Source organism: Halobacteriovorax sp. DA5, from assembly GCF_002903145.1.
Lineage (GTDB): Bacteria > Bdellovibrionota > Bacteriovoracia > Bacteriovoracales > Bacteriovoracaceae > Halobacteriovorax_A.
This window is the reverse complement of record NZ_PPDJ01000009.1, coordinates 246,579-268,071: the sequence shown is the minus strand read 5'-3', so window position 1 is coordinate 268,071 and position 21,493 is coordinate 246,579. Positions and strand designations below refer to the sequence as shown.

The window sequence follows — 21,493 nt, the reverse complement described above, 5'->3', positions numbered from 1 at the left end:
TTACATAAATTCACAAAAAAATTAACCATGGAAAAGTTTACCCCTACTTCTTCATCGTCATGTATTGCTTTTGTAAACGCGCTGAAACTTCTTTATCCATCATGTTAAAGATCTTCGAAACCTTTACAGGATCGAGCTCTCCGAGAATCTTGATTGAGATAGAAGGATCTTGCTGAGAAAGTAGATTTGCCGCTGTCTGAGGCCTCATATTAGAAACAACATCAACCATGTGAATAACACGCTTTTGTTCATCAGAATCTTTCTTATCAAGACATGATAGGAAATTTGTTTGGTAAGTTTTAAATTCCTTAATTCGACCTTCAAGTTCTTTTTGATTAACAACAACTTGTTCTTGTTGATTCTTTAAGGCCTTTTCACGAATTGCCAACTCTTCTTCCTTTTTAAGAAGCTCTTTTGAGAATTCAATCAACTTTGAACGCCCTATTTTTTTCATTTTCTTCTCTAAGGCAACTTCAAGTGCCTTATCAAACTCTTCTTGTGAATATATTTTCTTCTCTTCTGCAATAGCTGAAAGTGAAGATGAAATAATCAAAACTAAAAGTAATAACCTTTTCATTTAAGCTTCCCCGGCCAATTTTTGAGCATGCCTTTTTGCCATCATTAATTCATCAATCGCTTCTTGGCGCTTCTTCTCAATGACCCTATTTTGTTCTGTTTCAAATTCATTTTTTAAATTAACAATTACTTTAACTTCACCTTTTGCAACAGAAAGCTCTTTTACTTTCTCTTGGTACTGTCTTTCAACTGCGTGCAATTGATTTTCTAAGACTTTTATTTCGTCTCTTTTTGATTGAATAAACATTGGAAAAAATTGAGCATTCCTTCCCGATGTATATGTATCAAAGAAAGCCTCTTGGGCTTTATAAGTTTCTTCAATATCGAGGTTACATTTTGCAATAGCTTCGTTTAAACGGCCTTTTTCGATATTAATCTGCCCTAATTCAAGTTTAATTTTTTGTTCCTTGAATTCTCTTAGTTTTAATAAGCCTTGTAGTTTAAACTTTTCTCTACGCAATTATATTACTCCTCATATGAGTTATAAGCCTCTTCTGCATACTTTGCGAGTCCAACCATCGAATCATATAGTTCATCAATTGATTGATAATGGTCCTCACCTTGCATTTGTTTTAGTAGATCATTTAGTTGATCAATGATAATCATCGCCTTATCAACCTTAGGGTTTGAACCTTTTGAATAAGCTCCAACGTTAATTAGATCTTCGTTATCTCGATAAGCTGACATAAGATCTCGCATATGTCCTGCGACTACTCTATGTTCGCTAGAAACAACTTTATTCATTACCCTTGATAATGACTGTAAAACATCAATTGCAGGGAATTGATTTTTTGATGCAAGAGCACGAGATAAAATAATGTGTCCATCACTGATCCCCCTTACGGCATCTGCAATCGGTTCATCCATATCTCCCCCTTCTACAAGAACAGTATAGATCCCAGTAATGGTACCAGCCTCAGCTTTTGTTCCCGCGCGCTCCATTAATTTTGGAAGCTGTGCAAATACAGTTGGAGTGTAACCCTTTTGACCTGGAGGATCTCCAGCACTTAAAGAAATTTCACGTGAGGCCATAGCAAAACGTGTAATCGAATCCATCATTAAGAGAACATCTTGATTTTGATCTCTAAAATATTCTGCAAATGTTGTAGCAACATAAGCGGCCTTCATACGAATAAGTGCAGAAGTATCAGAAGTTGCAACTACAACGATTGATTTCTTTAAACCTTCTTCACCTAAGTCATGTTCGATAAATTCACGAACCTCACGGCCACGCTCTCCAATTAGAGCGATAATATTAACATCAGCTGATGACTTTTGCGCAACCATACCAAGTGTTACTGACTTACCAACACCAGAACCGGCCATAATAGCTAAACGTTGTCCTTTTCCAGCTGTCATAAAAGCATTAATTGCATTAACACCAGTATCTAGCATTTCACAAATTGGTGGACGCTCTAATGGATTAATAGACTCACCAAAAATAGATCTCACTTCATTAGATCTTTTAATCGGGCCCTTTCCATCGATTGGGTTTCCTTGGAAGTCGATAACACGACCTAGATATTGCTCTCCAACGTTAACCTTTGTAACAAGCTCTTTTAAGTATACTTTTGTTTCTGAGTTAATCCCTGCGATTTCAGAATAAGGCATTGTTAAACATTTTGGGCCATCGATTGAAACGACCTCTCCAAGACAACGATCACCAAATTCAGTAACAAACTCGACGTTTGAACCAATAACGGCACGTGATAGGTTTACTTCATAAAGCATACCCTTTGATGCACAAACCTTCCCTACTTTTTGGTAAGGAGTTGCGTATTCATATGCCTTATGAATTGCTTCAAGGTCTAATGTTGAAAAATTATTGTGATTCATCCGAGTCGTCCTCTGAACTTGCTAAGCCTACTGCTTCAAATAACTTATCTAGACTATCAAGTTGAGTCTTTAAGCTACCATTGACAATACCGTTTTGAGATTCAACGACAATACCAGGTGCCTCGATATCAAAGTCAATTTCGACACGAGTGTTAGTAAGCTCTCCAAGTTTTGCTTGAACAACTTCTAAAACCTCTGGCATTTGTTCGAAATGCTTTTCATTGACTCTAATAAGAAGGTTTTCTTTTGTTTGTGCTTCGACAATAAGCTTTTCGAGAAGACGAATAATATATTCCCCATCATCTTTAAGCTCTTTTAAAACAATCCACTTTGCGATTGTTCTAAGTAGTGTATATGTTTGCATTTTCTGTGCAGAAAGAAGTCCTACTTGAGTACTAAGAACTTCTGAAACCATATCGTTTAAAAGAAGAATCTTCTCTTCCGCTGCTCCAGCAAGTTCAACCTTAACTTCTTCACGTCCTTGCTCTCGTCCAAGCTCTAACCCTTCACGATAAGCGTCCTCTTTAACAGCTTCAACTTGACGGGCCACTTCTTCTTGTACGGCCCTAGCAAAATCATCTTCTTCCTGTGCTCGCACACCTCTATGCTCGTGAACAATTGGATTTAAGTCAAAACCAGTATCTTTGGCCATTTGTCTTTCAACGCGAATAATCTTTTGCTTCTCTTCGATTTCACGAATCGACATTCCTTCGAAATCTTGAAACTCAAAATCCTCAACACTAGAGTTCAGAGGTTTTTGAGAGAAAGAGTGAAATTCATATTCTTTTACTTCACGAGTCATACTAAGCTACTAACCTTATCTTATACAAGGGCATCGCCATCTCCACCACGTGAGATAAACGCCTTACCTTGTTGTTCAAGTTCTTTACATTTGTGAACGATCTCTGCTTGAGCTTTTTCAACATCAGAAAGTTTTGTCGGCCCAAGAGCATCCAAATCTTCCTGTAGAAGAGTTGCTGCACGGTTAGACATATTTCTAAACAGCTTCGCTTTAATTTCTTCAGGTGCCGTTTTAAGAGCAATAACAAGTTTTTGCTGATCAACTTCTTTAAGAAGTGCTTGAATACCACGATCATCAACATAGACAAGGTCTTCGAAAACAAACATAAGCTTACGAATTTCTTCTGCAAGTTCTGGGTCTTTTTCCTCAACTCGTCCCATAATATTCTTCTCAGAATTCTTATCCATAAGGTTAAGCATATCTGCGATAGGTTCAACACCACCAAGTTGATTTGTATCAATTGTTCCAAGTGTAGAAAGTTCAGTCTTAAGAACATCATCAAGTTGTGCAATAAGTTCAGGAGAAACGAAGTCAAGGTTTGCTACCCTTAATACAACTTCGGCCTGAAGTCCCTCAGGAAGACGTCTTAGGACATCAACCTTACGCTCTGCTGATAAGTGAGCAATAATAAGCGCAATTGTTTGTGGGTGCTCATTAATTAGGAAGTTAGCAAGTGTTCTAGTATCAACTAGCTCCAGTGATTCTAGTGTCTGATTGGCACCAACATCAATGATTTGACCAAGAAGTTGCTTAGCACGATCTTCACCAAGAGCATTAACAATAAAGTCACGAGATGAGTTATCAGAGAAAAGTAGATCATTTTCTTCGTTTAGTTCAGAGTAGAACTCCTCTAAAACACGCTTGATCATCCAAATTGGCGCCTTCTTAACATTAGACATCGCATTGATAAGACGTTTTACGTCGTTATCGCGCATATGTGCGAATATAAGTTGCGTCGTACTCACACCAAGAGAACTAAGCAGAAGTGCTGCTTTGTCCTGTCCTGATAGTAGCGAGTATTCTACATCTGGGTCTAATGATTGATCGGCCACTTTTCTCTCCTCTTCCTTAAAGGGCTCTATTATTTACTATTCTCATTACGCAATCTGCTTATCAGATTCCGTACTATGAATCATATCATGCACAATCTGTGCCGCTTTTGCAGGGTTTCCTTCAACCAGTGAAATAATCTTCTCACGTAGCATATTCCCTTCAATTTTCTCTGGATTAAGCTTTTCTTCAATCTGTGGAAGAGCATCCTCAAGTCCAGGTAGTTTTTGATTTGCTTGAACCTTTTCTAGTTCTTCTAGAGTTCTTGGTAAGAAATCTTCAACAGTTTCTACTGCGTTGTCTGTTACCCACTGGATAAACGGACGAACAACTACAAAGAAGAATAGTGAGATCGTTAAACCAATTGCAAGATACTTGAAGATATTCTTGATTAACTCTCTATTTTCACGCTCACGCATAAGAGCATCAATGGCCTCAAGATCTTCTTGTTGAAACTCCATATTCTTAATTGTGATAACATCACCACGACGGTTATCAATACCTAGAGTTGAAGCAACGATCGCTTGAAAATTTGCAATATCAGCTTCCGACCATGGCTCATACTTAGTTACCGTCTTACCATCTAGCGATTGTGTTACACGTTTACCGTCAACCATTACTGCAGCAGAGATTTTTCTAACAGATGCAGTTGGTGATTTTGAACGAGTAACTTTCTTTGGAACATTATAGTTACGAGTTGCTAGTTCTTTTTTAACGTCATTTCTTGTCTCAGGAACACCTGGTTGAGGCTGCTCTCCAGGTAGATTTGAACGTGCTCCAGGAATACCTTGTGGAGAAGGACGTGAGCCTTGAAGGTTTTGAGTATTTGTTACTTCAGAGAGAACTGCCTTATTTTCAGAATCGTAAGTTGTTTGAGTCGATACACTTTCAGTAAAGTCCATATCAACAGAAACTTTAGCAATTACCTTTCCTGCACCTACTACTCTAGTTAAAATATCTTCAATTTGTTTTTCATACTTTCTATTTAATTTAGACTCAAGAGCAAGACGATTTGCAGTATTAGCAGTCATAGCATCACCGATATTTTCAGAAAGCTTCTTTCCTCTGTGATCTAAGATGACAACACCTTCTCCTCTCATTCCTTCTACAGATGAAGCAACAAGTGAAGAAATACCTTTAATCTCTTGTTCTGTTAGAGTAACACCACGGTTTAGCTCAAGAACAACTGAGGCCGTTGGTGGTTTCTTCTCAGATACAAACGGAGAAGATTCAGGAATATTTAAGTGAACACGTGCTCTTTTAACACCTCTTAGGTGCTTAATCGTCTTAATCAGCTCACCTTCAAGTGCTCTTTGCTTATTTACTTTTTGAACAAATGAAGTTGTACCAAAAGATTGATTATCAAATACTTCATACCCTACTGTTCCAGAAAATGAAAAACCAGAAGTCATCATTTTAAGACGGACAGTTTCAATCATATCTTCAGGGATACTAATTGTTTTACCATCTGCAGATGTCTTCTTCTCAACATTGTTCTGACTTAAGAAGACTTCAACTTTAGTCATATCTTCTTTATTAAGATCAGAGTAAAGAACTTTATAGTTAGTATGAGTGGCCCAAAGGACAACACCTAGTAGGAAGACTAGAATAACCCCAGTAACAGCAAAGAGAGAAATCTTCTTTCCTGCATCAAGTTCTCCGTAGAACTCTTTGAAGTTTCTAAGCATTTTATCGAAAAAATCTTTCACGTATCCTCCTGACACCTGAAACTCTTAATTCATCCTAAACTAAGAGATCATTAACAACTAGTTATTAACTAGACTTGCATTCTCATTACTTCTTTATAAGCATCAATTACTTTGTTACGAACTTGGTTCATTGTCTTAAAAGCAATTTCAGCTCTTTCAACAGCTAGCATTGTTTCGTGGATATTCTTACTTTCACCACTTACTAATTTTTCAATAGCTGTGTTAGCTTCTTTTTGTAAATTGTTAACATCCATGATCTGATTTGCTAAAAGTTCAGAAAAAGACTGACTCTTCTCAGATGGAGTAACCTTAGATAGCTCATCGAAGCCCTCTAATTTGAATTCTTCCGCGCCACCAGTTGGACTAGTCCACTCGCGCATTTTATGTGAGTTAAAGACGTCATTCATTGTAGTAATATTATTGATCGCCATGGTTTAACCCCTTTCCTTTATACTTCTTAGTTTCCACTTCCAATTTCAAGCGCTTTCATCGCCATACTCTTAGTCGTATTCATTACGTTAATATTCGCTTCATAACTTCTTGAAGCTGAAATCATGTCTGCCATCTCTTCCATTACATTAATATTTGGATAGGCAACATACCCTTGCTCATTTGCATCAGGGTGATTTGGTTCATATTTTAAGATTGGTGGCTTATCGCTCGAAACAACTTCTGTTGCATGAACAGATTGTGCTACTTCGCCCATCTCACCTTCTAAAATATCAGAAAAGCTTTCACGAGCTGGCTCGCTTCCAAAAGCAACTTCTTTCTTACGATATGGACCACCTTCGGCCGTTCTTGTAGTCTGTGCATTAGCAATATTTGAAGAAATCGCGGCCATGCGCTTCTTATTTGCAGCAACACCTGATGAACTAATTTTTAAACTCGTTAGTAAATCCATTATCTCCCCCTACTCTATTTTTCAGAGTTAATTGTATATTTCAGCATCCCAAGTTTCTTATTCAGTAACTTTACCGATGCATCATACAAAATTTTATTTTCTGCCATTTTGGCCATTTCAGCGTCTCTGTCGACAGTATTCCCGTCTTCAGAGACGATTCCATTTGGATCATCATAAATTTCAGGTTGAAGATTTTCAAAACCACCATTGCCAACGTCAAAGTGTTTCTCTTCAGAGGTCAACATTTCAAGATTCCCATCAACGTCTAAAGCTCTTGCAAGTGCTTCTTCAAAGTCAACTCGCTTTGCTTTATAGCCAGGTGTATCTGCATTAGCGATATTCGAAGTTAAGACCTCATGTCGGATCTGCCTTAAATTCAAAGATGCAGCTAGTGCTTTTAATGTCTTATCCTCAACCCTCATGATGAAACCTTATCTTAAGTTAACAAAGTATGAGTTTCCGTCACCACGGTACTCATTGATTTTGTTTCTTAGTGTTCTAATTGAAACACCAAGAATCTTTGCAGCTTGAGTTCTGTTTTCAGAAGTATGGATAAGTGCCTTCTTGATAAGTAGCTTTTCAGCTTCTTTAAGAGACATTAGTCTGATTCCTTCTGAATCATCTTCAGAGATAACATTTACTGCTTTCTTCTCACCGATCTCAAGGTGTTCAGCTGAAACTTCATCTCCTTCAAAGTTTGCAAGAGCATTTTCAATTACTGCCTTAAGTTCTTTTACATTGTGAGTCCAGTAGTGAGAAAGAATCTTATTCATAGCATCGTCTTGAACGCTAACTTCTGCACCACCAAGAGTAGTTTTGATAATATTTTTTGCGATGTACTCTAGGTCACCTACTCTCTCTCTAAGTGGAGTTAGAGTGATTGAGTTAGATGAAATGAAAGTATATAGTCCACGGTAAAAACGACCTGCACCAACAAGCTTAGATAAGTTCTTAGTTGTTGTAGCAACCATTCTTACATCAATTTCATAATCAGTTAATTCACCAAGAATCTTGTGAAGCTTCTTTTGAAAAGTATCTTCTAGACCATCAACATTAACTAGAACAACAGTTCCACCGTTAGCGTTTTCGAATGCACCTTTAATGAAACGTCCTGTTTCGGGGTCTCTATAACCTAAGATCTCATTCTCAACTTGGTTTGCTTCTGCTGCGCAGTCTACAGTTACAAATGGCTTTCCCTGTCTTGTTGAATTTTCATGGATAAAACCAGCTAGTGTCTTCTTACCAACACCTGCTTCACCAACGATAAGTACTGGTGCTTTTGTAACAGCAACATTGTTTGCAACTTTGAGTGCTTTAACAATTTTAGGATCTTGTCCGAAAATTTCTGCTGTAAACGTATTCATCTGACCTCCTGTCTGTCATTGCCCGATCCGTGGGCTAAAATTTTATAGTGTACGTTTTTTCAAGTTAATTAATGTCAGCTCTGTCCTGGCCAACTCTTTCAGATAATCTTTAGCTTCACTATCTGAAAGTATTTCATTTAATAACTTTTCCCCAGTTGTGAAATCATTCATTCTTAGGCTTTCCTTTCCTAATAAGAACTTCACACGGTTTTTATAAAGAGAAGTTTTATACTCATTTAAGAATGTTCTTGCCTCATCTGCAGCAATCTTATCTGTATTCTTAAATAGGATTTCAATTCTTTGGTAATTTACTCTTTCTCTTAATCCCTCAACAACTGTATCAGCGATCTGGAATGAGCTAGCATCTTTTAGAAGTGCAGTTGATACCTTCAGGTATTTATCGAACTTCTTACTCTCATAGATTGATTCAAGGTAAAACTGGATTGAGTCAACAAGGTCTTTAGCATCAATTGAATTTGCATTTGTTCCACTTGCGTAGAATTTCTCATACTCTTTTTCAGCTTTTGAAAACTCTCCTCTCTTATAGTGAGCTAGAGCTTTATAGAATGTGATCTTTTCGAATCCTGGGTAGTCTTTTTCTGTACTCGCGATAATACGATCTACTGAAGAGTAATTTTTTAGCTTTAGATTTCTTAGAATTTGTAGCTCGTTTTTATACAAGTCCAATTTCTTAACTTCCTTGCGAGAAACCCATAGAGGGAAAGTATGAGCAGTTTCCTTTTTGCTCGCTATCATTTTCTCATACATTTTTTGAAATCCGTCCCACAGTGTAAGATTTATATACGATTTCGCGATAATAAATTGTATTTCAGGGTCTGCACCGATCTTAGCAAAATAAGTATCTTTGTAGATTTCCCAAGCGCGGATAGCACGAGCAAATTTTCCTTCATCAAAGTTAGACTTAATGATCCCGTACACAATTTCTGCACCATCAGCTTCAAAAACCTTCTTTTCACTAATTTTCATTCCTGCAATAGGTAGAGCTGTTAAGAAAGTCAGGGCCTCTTCATACTGTCCATCAACAATGAACGTTCTTAAACGAGTTTGCCAAAGTAGCATTTCGAGTTCTTTATTAAGTTTCTTATCAGTACCCTTATCAAGGAAAACTCTTGTTTCAATATCTTTTGAATCAGGCTTAAACTTTCTAATTGTACGAAGACCTACATAACGAATACGGGCCTCAAGGCTCACTTCTTGGTTTTGAGCTCTATTAATTGCATTCTTATAAAGCTCTAGTACTTCATTCTTTGGCCGATCCTGTAGATCAGCAATAAGGGCCATACGAAGTCTTGCTTGAGCCGCTTCACTCACATATGAATATTTAGCGATGAAAGTATCGTAAATTCTAAATGCTTTTTCATATTGAGAAGTTCTAAAGTAAGCTTCAGCTGCGTTATAGTAGATTGACGGTAGGTATTCACCCTTAGTAGTTTTTGCAAAGTTCTCGTAAGCATCAATCACTTTTTCTTCATCATTTTGTCTCAGATAAGTGTACATCTCGTACGCTTTAAGCTTTTGCTTAGAAATGATCTTAACTAATGTCTTATCTTGAATTAAATTTTCTACTTTCTCAACTTGATTAAGGTTTGCAAGAGAAGAAAGAATATACTCTCCCATATACTCTAATTCTTCATAATCAAAATTTTCTTTTGCATCACTAAAGAATCTCTTTGCATACTTAAGGGCCTTAACGAAGTCTTTCTTTTCACGGTAAAACTGTACTAAGTATTTATAAATACCTTTTCTTAAGTCATAAACATCAGTTCTTTCAAGAATATTTGTGTACATTGAAACAGCAGTATCAACTGGCTTAATATCACCTTTTTCTAGTGTTTCTCTTAAAAGAGCATTTGCTTTCATGTAGTCATTGTATGGATTATATGACTTTGGAAATTTCTTCTCATAAAGCTTAATCGACTTATACATAAGTCCCCACTTACCTTTTCTATAAAGATTAAGTGTCAGTTGCATATGAGCTTCTTGTTCGTTCTTATTGTAATCAAAGTTCTTAATTGGAAAGAAGTATTCTGCAGTTTTTCTATTCGTTAAAATTTGTGTCTTTAGCTCTGGTGCAAGTGCTTGATAATCCCAGATAAAAGAGGCTCCATATCTAAAGTCACGATATGGATTCGTTTTTTTAGATGGAGCCTTTTTAACAACATTTTTTCTAACTTTCTTCGGAGCTGGCTTTGCAGCGGAAGCTTTTTTTACAAATTTTGGAGTTGATTCTTGGGCCGAAGCTTCATTCTTTTTCACAAGTGTTGAAACATCTTTAATTGCGGCTTGCTTATTGCTTACGGCACCGTCTTTCCAGAAGTCGACAAAGTAAGCACGATCACGATTTTTATAGAATGAGAAAACCTCTACATCCTTCTTTAACATTAATGTAATCGTGAAAACATTATTTCCAGACGTTGGCTCAGTGTATGAGATTGTCTTGATATACTTAGAAGAAGAGAAGTTCTTCAGCCCATCTTTTACCTTAGAGTAAACATCACCATCTAAAGTCGAAAATGATACCTCTGTGCTTGATTTCGTTACATTAACTAGTTTCTTATCAATAAAAAACTTAACGCGTAGAAAGTCATTATGAGCTTCTGGAGTAACAATTGTTGCTGATGCGATATTTAGGAAGGCCGTACAAAATACAAGTACGATAAAAGATAATAAATTTTTTGAATTAAAATCTATCTTCATTTGGTAGAAACTTCCTGTTTCAAATTTAATAACGTCAATTATTTGGCAATTTCTTCGTCCTAAAGCATGCCGTGAATTCATTTTACAATATTTTGAAATATTTCAAAGGAAAATTTTTCTCATAGGACGATTTTTCCATGTCAAAGATTTTACATTACAGAATATTAGGCATTTAAAAAGCCGACTGTGAAAGTCGGCTTAAGTATTGGTGTCATAATGGCTTTGTTAAGTAGAAATTTATTGTTGCATATTAACGTCTAAATTTCTCTTCTTCATTTTTTCGATAAGTGTCGTACGATTCATCTGGAGCAGCTTTGAAGCTTGGTTCTTATTACCATTTGTTTTAATAAGAGCTTGCTTAATTAGCGACTCCTCTACTTCATTCATAAAATCTTTTAAATTGATACCGTTTTCTGGAAGACTAACAAGGTCATCTGTATCAATCATCGAACGATTTGTAAGAGCTAAGATTTTAGGCGGTAAATCTTGCGGTCTAATCTTATTCCCACCTCTTAAGATAACAAGTCTTTCAATTAAATTCTCAAGTTCACGAACGTTACCAGGCCATTCATAAGACATAAGAATTTCAAAAGTCTCATCATCTAATTCAATATCGTTTCTTCCGTCTGCACTTACAAAACGAGATAAGAAATATGATATTAAAAGTGGAATATCTTCCCTGCGATCTTTAAGAGCAGGGATTTTTATAGGAATTACGTTTAAACGATAATAGAGATCTTCTCTAAAATTACCTTGCTGTACAGAATCTTCAAGGTTTCTGTGTGTTGCCGTAATGATACGAACATCAACAGGAGTCGTCGTTGAAGAACCAACTCGCTCGATTTCTCTTTGCTGTAGAACTCTAAGAAGTTTTACTTGAAGTAGTAGTGGCATATCACCAATTTCATCTAAGAAAATTGACCCACCATTAGCAGCTTCAAAGCGTCCCATGCGACTTGATACTGCTCCAGTAAAGGCTCCTTTCTCATGACCGAATAGCTCACTTTCTAAGAGTTCTCCAGGAATGGCACCACAGTTTACATTTACAATTTTATTGTGATTACGATTTGATGATAAGTGAATGGCCTTCGCTACCAACTCCTTCCCTGTACCAGAAGGTCCACCAATTAAGATTGTCGAATTAGAAGCAGCAACCTTCTTAATTCTTTCAAAAATCTTTCTCATTGGTTTTGAGCGTCCAATCATCCCACAAAACATATCATCTTCTGTAGGCATCTCTAGCTTGTATCTACTACTAAATGAGCGTTTATCGCTTGATACTGATGAATTAGCATTAATCTCAAGACTTTCGCGATACTCTAGCTTGTGAACAAGAGCTCTAACAACTAGATCCTTAAGCGCTTCTAACTCAAACGGTTTTGTTAGATAGTGAAAAACACCTTTCTTCGTTGCCGCAATGGCAGTTTCAATTGATGCAAACCCAGTCATCGCTATCGAGCTAAAAGTTAGCCCACGCTCTTTTAAGAGGTCGATTAAGTAAAGCCCATCTGAAGAATTATCTTCAAAACTAATGTCAGTAATTAAACAAAAGCGATCAACTTGATTCTTTGTAATATGCTCGATTGCAGGTGCAGGAGAAGAGAAACTAATAACTTCTAGGTTAATCTTCTTACTTAGATACTTCGTTATCATTGCGGAAAGAGTTTGATCATCTTCCACGACAATAATGACTGGTTTTCTTCCTTGATCGATTTTTACTTCATTATCTGATTCATCATTAGAAAATGTATCAGTTAGAAAACTAAAATCATTCTTCATGTGTCATTGCCTCTCATCGTGTGAGGTTAAAATTGTCCCACTAAAATGGTATCGAATAATTCGTGGACGTGTCAATTTTTTAACACCAAGATAAAACTTCCGAAACTAGCATAAATAGCTAATATTACAGTATTAAACAAAAAGTTTAGTCTCTAAAAGTTTCTTACAATATCTAAGAAATAATGAACAACTTTGTCTGGGCCACCGGCCATTATCCAAATAAAGAGAAAGAAACTTGAGATACAAGAGCAAAGTGCAAAAAATAATGGTGGCAGAGTATAGCCTCTAAGCCAGTAGTAATACGCAAAACGGCCACCGATTATAATAATTGGAATTGACCAAAATGGCGTGTAGCGCAATGTGAACATGAGGAATTCATTCATAAAGGTATTTTAAACTGAAAACAAAAAAAAAGCTCCCTATTGGGAGCTCTTTTTTATATTAAAGGCATAAAGCTTTTAACTTCTCTACGTAAGACAGCTCTTCCCAAGGAAAGAATCCATCTTTAGTTCTACCAAAGTGCCCATAAGCAGCAGTTGGAGAATAGATTGGTCTTAGAAGATCTAGTCTTTCAATGATTGAAGCTGGCTTCATATCAAAGATTTGGTTAACAGCATTGTTAATCTTTGCAACATCAACTTTCTCTGTACCAAAAGTATCAACAAGTAGTGACATTGGCTCAGCAACACCAATTGCGTATGCAACTTGTACTAGAGCTTTTTCAGCTAGACCTGCAGCAACGATGTGCTTAGCAATTTGTCTTGTAGCATAAGCAGCTGAACGGTCAACTTTAGTTGGATCTTTACCAGAGAATGCACCACCACCGTGAGCACCGTGACCACCGTAAGTATCAACGATAATCTTTCTACCAGTAAGACCACAGTCACCCATTGGGCCACCGATAACAAATTTACCAGTTGGGTTAATGAAGTATTTTGTGTTGTTATCAACAAGTGAAGCTGGAACAACTTTATTAACAACTTCTTCTCTTACTGCTTCTTGAACTTGAGCAAGAGTCATGTTGTCTGAGTGTTGAGTAGAAACAACGATTGCATCAATACGTGAAAGTTTACCATCTACGTACTGAGCAGATACTTGTGTCTTACCATCAGCTCTAAGCTCACCTAGAGTTCCATTCTTTCTAACTTCTGAAAGTCTTTCAGCAAGTCTGTGAGAAAGATCAATTGTCATTGGCATAAAACTGTCTGTTTCATTACAAGCGTAACCAAACATTAGACCTTGGTCACCAGCACCTAATTCTGTATAAGTACCTTCACCAACGTTTACACCTTGAGCGATATCTGGTGATTGCTTATCAAGAGCAACCATAACTCCACAAGTGTTAGCATCAAAACCTTTGTCAGAGTGATCGTATCCAATCTCTCTAATTTTATTTCTTACTGTTTCTTGAAAATCGATATTAGCTTTCGAAGTAATCTCACCTGCAAGAACAACTAAACCAGTTGTAATCATAGTCTCACAAGCAACACGAGATTTTGGATCTTGTTCTAACATCGCATCAAGTACCGCATCACTGATTTGATCCGCAATTTTATCAGGGTGCCCTTCTGTTACTGATTCAGAAGTGAATGTAAAATCTTTTAGCACTGCCTCATCTCCTAGCTATAAATAATTAATACACTAATAATTGAATGAATATACTTCTATTAGCACGTTTTAACAACTAGTTTAAGGCACTATTTTCAATAGTTTATACTCAATAAAAATTAGTAATCATCGTTCTTTACGAAGTATTTGAAATAATGAGGATTACGATATTGGTAGAATTTACCAGTCCTCGCAGAATGTACATAAACATTATTTTTATAGCGATAAACATCATATGTTTGCTCGCCACTATCTTTAAATGAATACAAGAAGTTCAAGTTCTTACGATTCAGTAGAGTATTTAATCTTGTCGTATTATGAATTAAAGGCCCAGGCCTTTCTTCCATGCTTGAATATTCATCCCATAGTGATGACATATCCATTCTTCCCAGCATTGATGCTCTCGAAAAATAGCGAGTAGCTTTGAAATCTTTATCAGGGTTATGTAACTCATCTAAAATCATTTTCAAGTTCTTACGCATTAGTTTGCGAGCAGACTTTGATTGATCAGGACAAAAGATTCCTTTAGATGCAGGAATAAAAAAGTAAGTAAAAGAGAATTGTCCCCTTTTAAAAAGTACATTTAACCAAGGATACTTTTGTGTGTCCTTAACTCCAGCATCTAATAGTGACTGATAGAAAGGCTCGTCACTTTCAATAGTATTATAGCCAGGATTATCAACACGATTGATTACAACCTTAGCAACATCTCTTCTTTCACTTCCGTAACTATCGTCAAGGCGACCAACTTCATGAATGAGAATCGTCTCAAGTGCATATAGCTTGCGATAAATTTCTTTTTGTCTTTTCCAAAACTTATAAACTAATGCTTCTTTATCATAGATATACTTACTTAAAGCATAACGTGCTTGATTCTTATCTTCGAAAATTTTCTTTAAGATATCATCTTTCGTTTTACTCTTATTTAAAAGATCAACGTAGTAATCCTCTCGTTCAATGATTTTCTTTTGCCAATAATTTGTTCTAGCAAAAGTTTTCTTATAACCTTGTCTTAAAACGCCATCAAGACGAGAAATTAAATCCGAAATATCATAACGGAGGTCTTCCGTTAAAAATGGCTTATCAAAACCAACAATACGTAAATAAACTGAATCAATTAGTGACCGTAAGCTTAGATCAGATCGACCTTTTTTAGGGTCAACACTCCCATCTTCAACGATCTTCCTTAACAAATAAGCAGAGTTTGACTTCTGCTTACCTTCTGCTGTCTCTATATCTTTCACTTTATCGTATTCACTTCTTAGGTGAAGATGATCAACGGGAAAGCTGAATGACTGTAGAAAGAAAAGACTATTTAAATATACTTCAAGATCTGTTAGAAATTTTTTTATCTCGTTCTTTGATTTTAAAGCGACTAATGATTTAGTTTTTAAGTCTTTTATATAGCGATATTTATAATTGTGGCGCATGGCCTTTTCAAACTGATTTTGAATTTCACGATTTCGCGAAAGAACATTTCTAAACGAACGCATTTTTGAAAGACGTTTATTAACACCCTTAATCCACTCACGTTTCTTTTGCATTAATGGGAGATATTCTTTAATCGTAGCTTCATCAAGTTCACCATTTAGTTTGAACGGAATAAAAATACCATTACCTAAAAAGTTTTTATAAAGCTTTTGTGACTCATTATATATCTTCATTGAGCATGTCGCTTTATACTGGGCGCGATGAAGTTTCATATACTCATTAATAACTTGAGCATCACTAATTTCTTTTGCTTGAACAAACTGATTTGAAAAACTTGTAAAAGCGATTAAAAATGGAAGAGTTGTTTTAAAGTGCTTTAACAAACTCACTACTCCATAAACCGAGACAAGAACTATTGCTCATAACTAATTGAACACTTTGCCCGTTACTATTTTCTTTAATTAAAGAAATTAAAGGCTCTAGCTCAGTGACAACATTTGTTCTAATTCCGCTTTTCTCTAAGTCTGATTGTAACTTATCAACATCTAAATCCCCCTGCCCTTTGGCCGTCGTCGGACGAGATGGTTTGATAATCGTTGCACTGGCAGCCTGTTTTAAAGAATCAGCAAAGCGCTCTTGAAATAGGTCACTTCGAGCTGTTGCTGAGCCTGGCTCTAAATAAGCATGTATCTTCTTACCTGGATATTTTAATGAAATAGCATGTAGTGTTTCCAAAACAGCTGTTGGATGGTGTGCAAAATCATCGATTATCGGAGACTCGTTATATATCCCCTTAACTTCTTGCCTTCTTTGAACCATTCTTAGATCTAGTATTCCTGCTTGAATCTCTTCAGGCTTTTTCCCAGCTTTTAAGGCAACGATAATAACAGAAGCTAAATTTAAAATATTATGATGTCCCATTAGATTTGTTTTGAATTCGTGATCACCCAAAGAACATTTCATAGAAAATGTCGTTAAACCATTATCGACATTGATTATTTTCACATTATCACGATCATATTCTGACCAAGACTTATCCGTAACCTTAAGATCGTTAATACTTTTCCATTCAGAGCATGCAATTACTTCGTCCACACTAGGAAGAATTGCTTTAAACTCATTTTTTATATCTTCAATTGATTCAAAAATATCTGCATGGTCGAACTCAAGAGATGTAATAATTAATTTATTAATATAGTAAGAGCGAAATTTTGAGAATTTTTCAAAGTATGCCGAATCGTACTCATCCGATTCAATAAAGAAGTAATCCCCTCTTCCAACTCTTGCAGGTGGGCGCTCGTCCATAACACCACCGATAAGGTAGCCCGGCTCCATTCCCAACTTTTCAAAAAGTTGAACACCGAAGTATGTAGTTGTCGTCTTACCGTGCGTCCCCGAAATACCAACAACAGTTTTATCTTTTAAAACGAGTGCTCCAATAGCGGCCGGAAATGAACAAAAAGGAATTCCTGATTCTTCAATAAATTTTGCATCATCAGAGTTTCTTGCAACGACATTACCTACAACAATTAGATCAAAATCTTTAATTACTTCTTCAATATTATGTTCTTCAAATTTATAGACATCAATACCCGAGTTATCTAGATAGGTACTCATTGGTGGGTAAAACATACGATCCGCACCAGCTACTTCAAAGCCTGCTTCTTTTAGTAAACAAGCTGCTGCTCCCATTCCCGTCCCACAAATGCGGTAAAAGAATACTTTTTTAAATTTATTTGATTCTGTTAATGCAGAAAGTGCATTTATATCTTTATAATTTTCTAAATTCATAACTTACCCTTTATCCGTCAATTTTAACCGTTTTTCGGACAAAGGGTAAGGGTAAATATTTGTAATTAATCAATTACTGTTGAGATAGGAACATTTTAATTACATCCTTACATGTCTTAGTTGAGTTTGCAGATGTAATACCATCCGGGTTAATTTGATTCCACCACTCAAGCACCGCTTTAACTTTGAAATCTTCATTATCATCGGACTGTACCGCAATTCTTTCTAATTCAGTTGGTTTGAGTTGGCGTCCAATCTTTTCCTCAACAGCATCCTGAATTGCTTCAAGATCTCCAGCAGGTTCAATTGAAATAATCTCATCAGGAAAGACAATCAGTGGAATCATCTCTTCTAGCTCATTATAATTTGAAACAAGATTTAATAAGCTCCTATTATTAGACATCTTTAGTGCGGCTATATTTTGCCCTTTAAATTCACTAGCAAAACTATCTGCTACAGATAGGACTGAGCCTGATAAAAATGGAGAACCTAAAGGCTCAACACTATGCCCTTTAAATACTGCGGCCAACGATTGAAATTCAACTGGCATATATTGACCTGACTTTTTACTAATTTTTTTATCAAAGAAAGTTTTTAAAGAACGAAGCCTTCTCGTATAACTTCCCTGATTCTTAGTTAGCATTTTGGCCATAAGGAAGTGTCCACCATCATCTGATTCTCGAACAAGATCATCTCCTAGGCCTCTAAAGCTCACAAAGAAGTCATCACTTGGATTTTCAATTTCTTTTAACCATCTTTGCCAAGCTGCAATCTCAGTTGGCTCCATTTGTTCCCATGGCATATAAGCTTCAATAAGTTCTGCCACTTTCTTACGATTACCTGAAGAAATATAATCATCTAACTTGAGATCTTGCGCCTCAAGTGCTTTATGAAGTTCTTTCCATTGTTTGGCCAAACCATTTCGAACAGTCTTTTCAGAACGCACTTTCTTCTTAAGGTTATTTACAATTTTAGACGCGTGTTCTTTTCTCGTATTTGCATATTGCTCAATTTTAGAAAGTGCTTCATCAGCACTTCCTTGGAAGTAGCCTCTCATCATATTAGTTAGCTTATCCATAGCATCTACTTCTGCACGTGCTAAAAACTCACGAGAACGCATTGATCCATGCTTTGCATTTAAAGCTGCTTCGGCCCAAAATACCGGATGTTTCAAGAAGTCGCCATTGCGTGTAATTTGCTCCACATGCATAGCCTCTTCTAAAATAACCAGAGGATTCTTATATCCTTCCTCTGTAAAACGTACCTTTATTAGAAGCCCTTTTTCAGGATCAACATCTGGAACAATTTCAGCAAGCTTTCCATCTTCAAGTGTAGCATTCTTTTCAACTACAACTTCATATCTGTAGTTTTTAGCATTTCCTTGTAAGTTAGCTGACTTAATGTATTCATTAAAAATATAAACAGGATCTTTATCAAATTGTGCTTTAAATTTTGCATGTGTATCAAAATCGACTAAAAGATCTTTTGTTGATTGGTCTGGTTTAAAAAATGATAAGTGACAGAATTTATCATCAACACAAACATCTGAGTTATTAACAGTAGGTAGGAAATTAAATTTTAAATTACCATTATAAGTAACTTGTGCATCAAGACCAGCTTGCTTAAATGCGGACTGAGAATAAAGATTTACAAGGAAGTCACTGTCAAGACCTACGTATTTTGGAATTGTAACAAATTCCTCAGATGGAGGTCCTCTTATAAAATTGATTTCACAAAACTTTGAAACCTTACTAATTTCTTTTTCTAAGTCAGCAACAACTTCTTTATATTGCTCAACAATAGCATCTGTATCAGCATGAACGTTGATAATAATCTTATCTGTTTTAGGATGCCACTTACCATCAACAAATTTCTTATCGATAGAAATCTTTGGCATATGCCCAAACTCTTCAAGCTTTCTTAAAACATAGCCTGAAACTTCAGATGATTCAGTAATTCTCTTTGTAAAGTAATTATCACTAAAGTTATCAACTGAATCGACTACGGCCTGAATCTCTGCTTCAGAAACATTCTTATTATCCTTTAGCATTGAAAAGACATAATACTTTAATGTATTTGCCTTATTCCCTAGTACTTTATCAATTGTACTTCTCAATATTCCAATGTGGTTATCAGCAGTATTTACTCCTTGAGGAATACCTACTTTGTCTCTATCAAGCATTGCATAGAGAAGTTTATTCAATGAATTTCTTCTTTTTGCACCAGTGGCAGATGCGAGTGTTTCACCTTCAGAATTTAAAACATCTGAAATTAGAAGATAAGCTTGGAGATCATCATCTTGACCATTAAGAATTTTTCTTAAGTGACTTACTTCAACTTCAACAAAATCTGAATGACTAGAACTCTCTGTTAACCACTCATTTGTTTCAATAAAAGGAGAATAAACATGATCAACAGTACCACCGACTTTAGCACCATCAATATCCATAATCGTTCCACGAAGTTTTTTGCTTTCTCCGTCTAAACGAGTATGTGAAGGAATCACAAGATCACCAACACTATAGCCTTTATCAGGAAACGCTCCCGCAGTACCGATATATGTTATATTCTTATGTCCAGTATTCTTTAAGGCCTTAGCAAGTGGAGAGATCTCATCCCCCAACTGTTAGCAACAACACGCCAAACAACGTCTTCACCTTCAGAATTTTTAAAGACAAGATCAGACATTGAGATAACATAGTTATCATAGTCATATTTCTTAAACTCAAAAGGTTCTATCCCCTTGGCCTTAATTGTCTTTTCTAATTTCGTATAAGCTGTTTCGACATCTTTTTTATTTTTAAAAATATCGTATTTCTTAATATCACCATCAGCCATTAACGCTTTAAAGGAGTCTTTCAATTTATCCGAAATATGTGAAAGCACCAAATCAGGCTCGTCTTCGTAAAGATTTTTAAGTGCACGTACTTTCCATAACGTTTCAAACGTCCTCTCAATAGCACCCTTTTGACCAATGATGACTCTTTCAGATTTTGGTAAATGTCTAAAAATACCTGATAACTCATCCTCCATCATTTTGTGAGTCTCATCCAGATCACCAAAGATTCTCACCTTATTAGTTACAGTGTGACCTCTTTTAGAAAGTCCAAATTGTAACATTAAGTGATTAAGGCGATCTTTCCCACCAATGGCCGTGATAGCGTAGCGATAAGTTGATTCTCCAGGATATTGAACAGCATAAATTTTATTATAATTATTAGCAAAAGGACGGATTTCCTTTAATATCTGACCACCATTTGCCTGAAGATTTTTTAAAAATTCTCTTGAGTTCTCAAGGTGAAATTCTACATCGCGATTACTTTCAACAGCTTCCCAAAATACAGCACGTGTTGTTCGATTAGAAATATAGTGATCCGCATCTAGAGTTAATTCACCATTTTTAATTCCTTGATCAGGAAGAGTGAATTCTGATCGCGGCTCTACTTTAGTAACAGCTGAATCATCTTTTGGTTTAATCTTAGAATCTAGAAGAGTAAAACCTTCATTAAGCTTATTCTTAAAGAAGTTATAACCCCATTCATAGCTTGTTTTTGTCCCAGAAGGCTTCTTACCTAATCGATCTTTTAGAATATCATAAATGATTGCATCATAATTTTTTGCATCAAATATTCTTGAATCGCTTGAATATTTATCGACGATATAATCAAGCTCAACTTTTTTAAGAACATCTAATGATTCCCCATCAATCTTCTTTCCAAAATTATTAACGTACTCGCCGATATAGTAATCAAGTTTATCAACTGCTAATAAAGTCTCTAGCCTCTCCATATCTGCAACAGATGCAGGAGCTCTCGTACTAAAATACGAATATTCAGAGCGATCGACCTGAGTATACTGTGTTAAAACAGTGAGAGTGAGTAGTAAGACGGAAAGTAAACCAAATGCTTTCTTATGCATGTATTCCTCT

At 36.0% G+C, this 21,493-nt stretch carries 18 protein-coding genes; all 18 read right to left on the bottom strand.

The features are described 5' to 3' along the window. Positions 1-43: 43 nt before the first annotated feature. The 18 genes from C0Z22_RS13825 to C0Z22_RS13740 all read right to left on the bottom strand — a co-directional run bounded on the left by C0Z22_RS13825 (position 44) and on the right by C0Z22_RS13740 (position 21,483). Positions 44-577, bottom strand: coding sequence for a hypothetical protein (locus C0Z22_RS13825; protein WP_103218954.1), 534 nt, complete (start codon positions 575-577; stop codon positions 44-46). Then, positions 578-1,036: a hypothetical protein gene (locus C0Z22_RS13820; RefSeq protein ID WP_103218953.1), complete on the bottom strand. Its 459-nt coding sequence runs from the start codon at positions 1,034-1,036 to the stop codon at positions 578-580. A 5-nt stretch (positions 1,037-1,041) separates the two neighbouring features. Then, the gene (locus C0Z22_RS13815; RefSeq protein ID WP_103218952.1) at positions 1,042-2,412 is read right to left on the bottom strand and encodes a FliI/YscN family ATPase; all 1,371 of its coding nucleotides are present in this window, start codon (positions 2,410-2,412) and stop codon (positions 1,042-1,044) included. Next, on the bottom strand, positions 2,399-3,214 hold the full coding sequence (locus C0Z22_RS13810) for a FliH/SctL family protein (RefSeq protein ID WP_103218951.1): 816 nt from the start codon (positions 3,212-3,214) through the stop codon (positions 2,399-2,401). Before C0Z22_RS13810 ends, C0Z22_RS13815 begins: the two co-directional genes overlap by 14 nt. Before the next feature lie 20 nt (positions 3,215-3,234). Beyond that, positions 3,235-4,266: a flagellar motor switch protein FliG gene (gene fliG / locus C0Z22_RS13805; protein WP_021266524.1), complete on the bottom strand. Its 1,032-nt coding sequence runs from the start codon at positions 4,264-4,266 to the stop codon at positions 3,235-3,237. A 45-nt stretch (positions 4,267-4,311) separates the two neighbouring features. Further along, positions 4,312-5,973, bottom strand: a complete 1,662-nt coding sequence (gene fliF / locus C0Z22_RS13800) for a flagellar basal-body MS-ring/collar protein FliF (protein ID WP_103218950.1) — start codon at positions 5,971-5,973, stop codon at positions 4,312-4,314. Positions 5,974-6,041: 68 nt separating this feature from the next. Then, on the bottom strand, positions 6,042-6,404 hold the full coding sequence (fliE, locus tag C0Z22_RS13795; protein ID WP_199177570.1) for a flagellar hook-basal body complex protein FliE: 363 nt from the start codon (positions 6,402-6,404) through the stop codon (positions 6,042-6,044). A gap of 26 nt (positions 6,405-6,430) precedes the next feature. Next, positions 6,431-6,874 (bottom strand): flagellar basal body rod protein FlgC, encoded by a 444-nt coding sequence (gene flgC, locus C0Z22_RS13790; RefSeq protein ID WP_021265925.1) that lies wholly within the window; start codon positions 6,872-6,874, stop codon positions 6,431-6,433. Between the two features lie 14 nt (positions 6,875-6,888). Next, the gene (flgB, locus tag C0Z22_RS13785; RefSeq protein ID WP_021266076.1) at positions 6,889-7,296 is read right to left on the bottom strand and encodes a flagellar basal body rod protein FlgB; all 408 of its coding nucleotides are present in this window, start codon (positions 7,294-7,296) and stop codon (positions 6,889-6,891) included. 9 nt (positions 7,297-7,305) lie between these two features. Beyond that, positions 7,306-8,238, bottom strand: coding sequence for a sigma-54 dependent transcriptional regulator (locus tag C0Z22_RS13780; protein ID WP_103218949.1), 933 nt, complete (start codon positions 8,236-8,238; stop codon positions 7,306-7,308). 42 nt (positions 8,239-8,280) lie between these two features. Continuing rightward, positions 8,281-10,956 (bottom strand): hypothetical protein, encoded by a 2,676-nt coding sequence (locus tag C0Z22_RS13775; protein WP_103218948.1) that lies wholly within the window; start codon positions 10,954-10,956, stop codon positions 8,281-8,283. Positions 10,957-11,193: 237 nt separating this feature from the next. After that, positions 11,194-12,735 carry a sigma-54 dependent transcriptional regulator gene (locus tag C0Z22_RS13770; RefSeq protein WP_103218947.1) on the bottom strand — a complete coding sequence of 514 codons (1,542 nt, stop codon included), beginning with the start codon at positions 12,733-12,735 and terminating at the stop codon, positions 11,194-11,196. A gap of 152 nt (positions 12,736-12,887) precedes the next feature. Then, complete coding sequence (locus tag C0Z22_RS13765; RefSeq protein WP_103218946.1) at positions 12,888-13,118, bottom strand: hypothetical protein; 231 nt, start codon at positions 13,116-13,118, stop codon at positions 12,888-12,890. 58 nt (positions 13,119-13,176) lie between these two features. Continuing rightward, complete coding sequence (metK, locus tag C0Z22_RS13760; protein WP_103218945.1) at positions 13,177-14,343, bottom strand: methionine adenosyltransferase; 1,167 nt, start codon at positions 14,341-14,343, stop codon at positions 13,177-13,179. A gap of 119 nt (positions 14,344-14,462) precedes the next feature. After that, complete coding sequence (locus tag C0Z22_RS13755; protein ID WP_103218944.1) at positions 14,463-16,157, bottom strand: hypothetical protein; 1,695 nt, start codon at positions 16,155-16,157, stop codon at positions 14,463-14,465. Next, entirely contained in the window at positions 16,141-17,565 is a 1,425-nt protein-coding gene (locus tag C0Z22_RS13750) for a Mur ligase family protein (RefSeq protein ID WP_103218943.1), read from the bottom strand. The genes C0Z22_RS13755 and C0Z22_RS13750 overlap by 17 nt, the downstream gene beginning before the upstream one ends. Positions 17,566-17,638: 73 nt before the next feature. After that, positions 17,639-20,188: a hypothetical protein gene (locus C0Z22_RS13745; protein ID WP_146037908.1), complete on the bottom strand. Its 2,550-nt coding sequence runs from the start codon at positions 20,186-20,188 to the stop codon at positions 17,639-17,641. Beyond that, positions 20,152-21,483 carry a hypothetical protein gene (locus C0Z22_RS13740; RefSeq protein ID WP_103218941.1) on the bottom strand — a complete coding sequence of 444 codons (1,332 nt, stop codon included), beginning with the start codon at positions 21,481-21,483 and terminating at the stop codon, positions 20,152-20,154. Before C0Z22_RS13740 ends, C0Z22_RS13745 begins: the two co-directional genes overlap by 37 nt. Positions 21,484-21,493 lie beyond the last annotated feature (10 nt).

What these genes read in the sequence shown, in the direction of transcription:
- flgC (WP_021265925.1), bottom strand. Translation starts at nt 6,874, where the DNA reads ATGGATTTACTAACGAGTTTAAAAATTAGTTCATCAGGTGTTGCTGCA.
- C0Z22_RS13815 (WP_103218952.1), bottom strand. Translation starts at nt 2,412, where the DNA reads ATGAATCACAATAATTTTTCAACATTAGACCTTGAAGCAATTCATAAG.
- C0Z22_RS13780 (WP_103218949.1), bottom strand. Translation starts at nt 8,238, where the DNA reads ATGAATACGTTTACAGCAGAAATTTTCGGACAAGATCCTAAAATTGTT.
- C0Z22_RS13825 (WP_103218954.1), bottom strand. Translation starts at nt 577, where the DNA reads ATGAAAAGGTTATTACTTTTAGTTTTGATTATTTCATCTTCACTTTCA.
- flgB (WP_021266076.1), bottom strand. Translation starts at nt 7,296, where the DNA reads ATGAGGGTTGAGGATAAGACATTAAAAGCACTAGCTGCATCTTTGAAT.
- C0Z22_RS13750 (WP_103218943.1), bottom strand. Translation starts at nt 17,565, where the DNA reads ATGAATTTAGAAAATTATAAAGATATAAATGCACTTTCTGCATTAACA.
- C0Z22_RS13775 (WP_103218948.1), bottom strand. Translation starts at nt 10,956, where the DNA reads ATGAAGATAGATTTTAATTCAAAAAATTTATTATCTTTTATCGTACTT.
- fliE (WP_199177570.1), bottom strand. Translation starts at nt 6,404, where the DNA reads ATGGCGATCAATAATATTACTACAATGAATGACGTCTTTAACTCACAT.
- C0Z22_RS13810 (WP_103218951.1), bottom strand. Translation starts at nt 3,214, where the DNA reads ATGACTCGTGAAGTAAAAGAATATGAATTTCACTCTTTCTCTCAAAAA.
- C0Z22_RS13740 (WP_103218941.1), bottom strand. Translation starts at nt 21,483, where the DNA reads ATGCATAAGAAAGCATTTGGTTTACTTTCCGTCTTACTACTCACTCTC.
- C0Z22_RS13765 (WP_103218946.1), bottom strand. Translation starts at nt 13,118, where the DNA reads ATGAATGAATTCCTCATGTTCACATTGCGCTACACGCCATTTTGGTCA.
- C0Z22_RS13770 (WP_103218947.1), bottom strand. Translation starts at nt 12,735, where the DNA reads ATGAAGAATGATTTTAGTTTTCTAACTGATACATTTTCTAATGATGAA.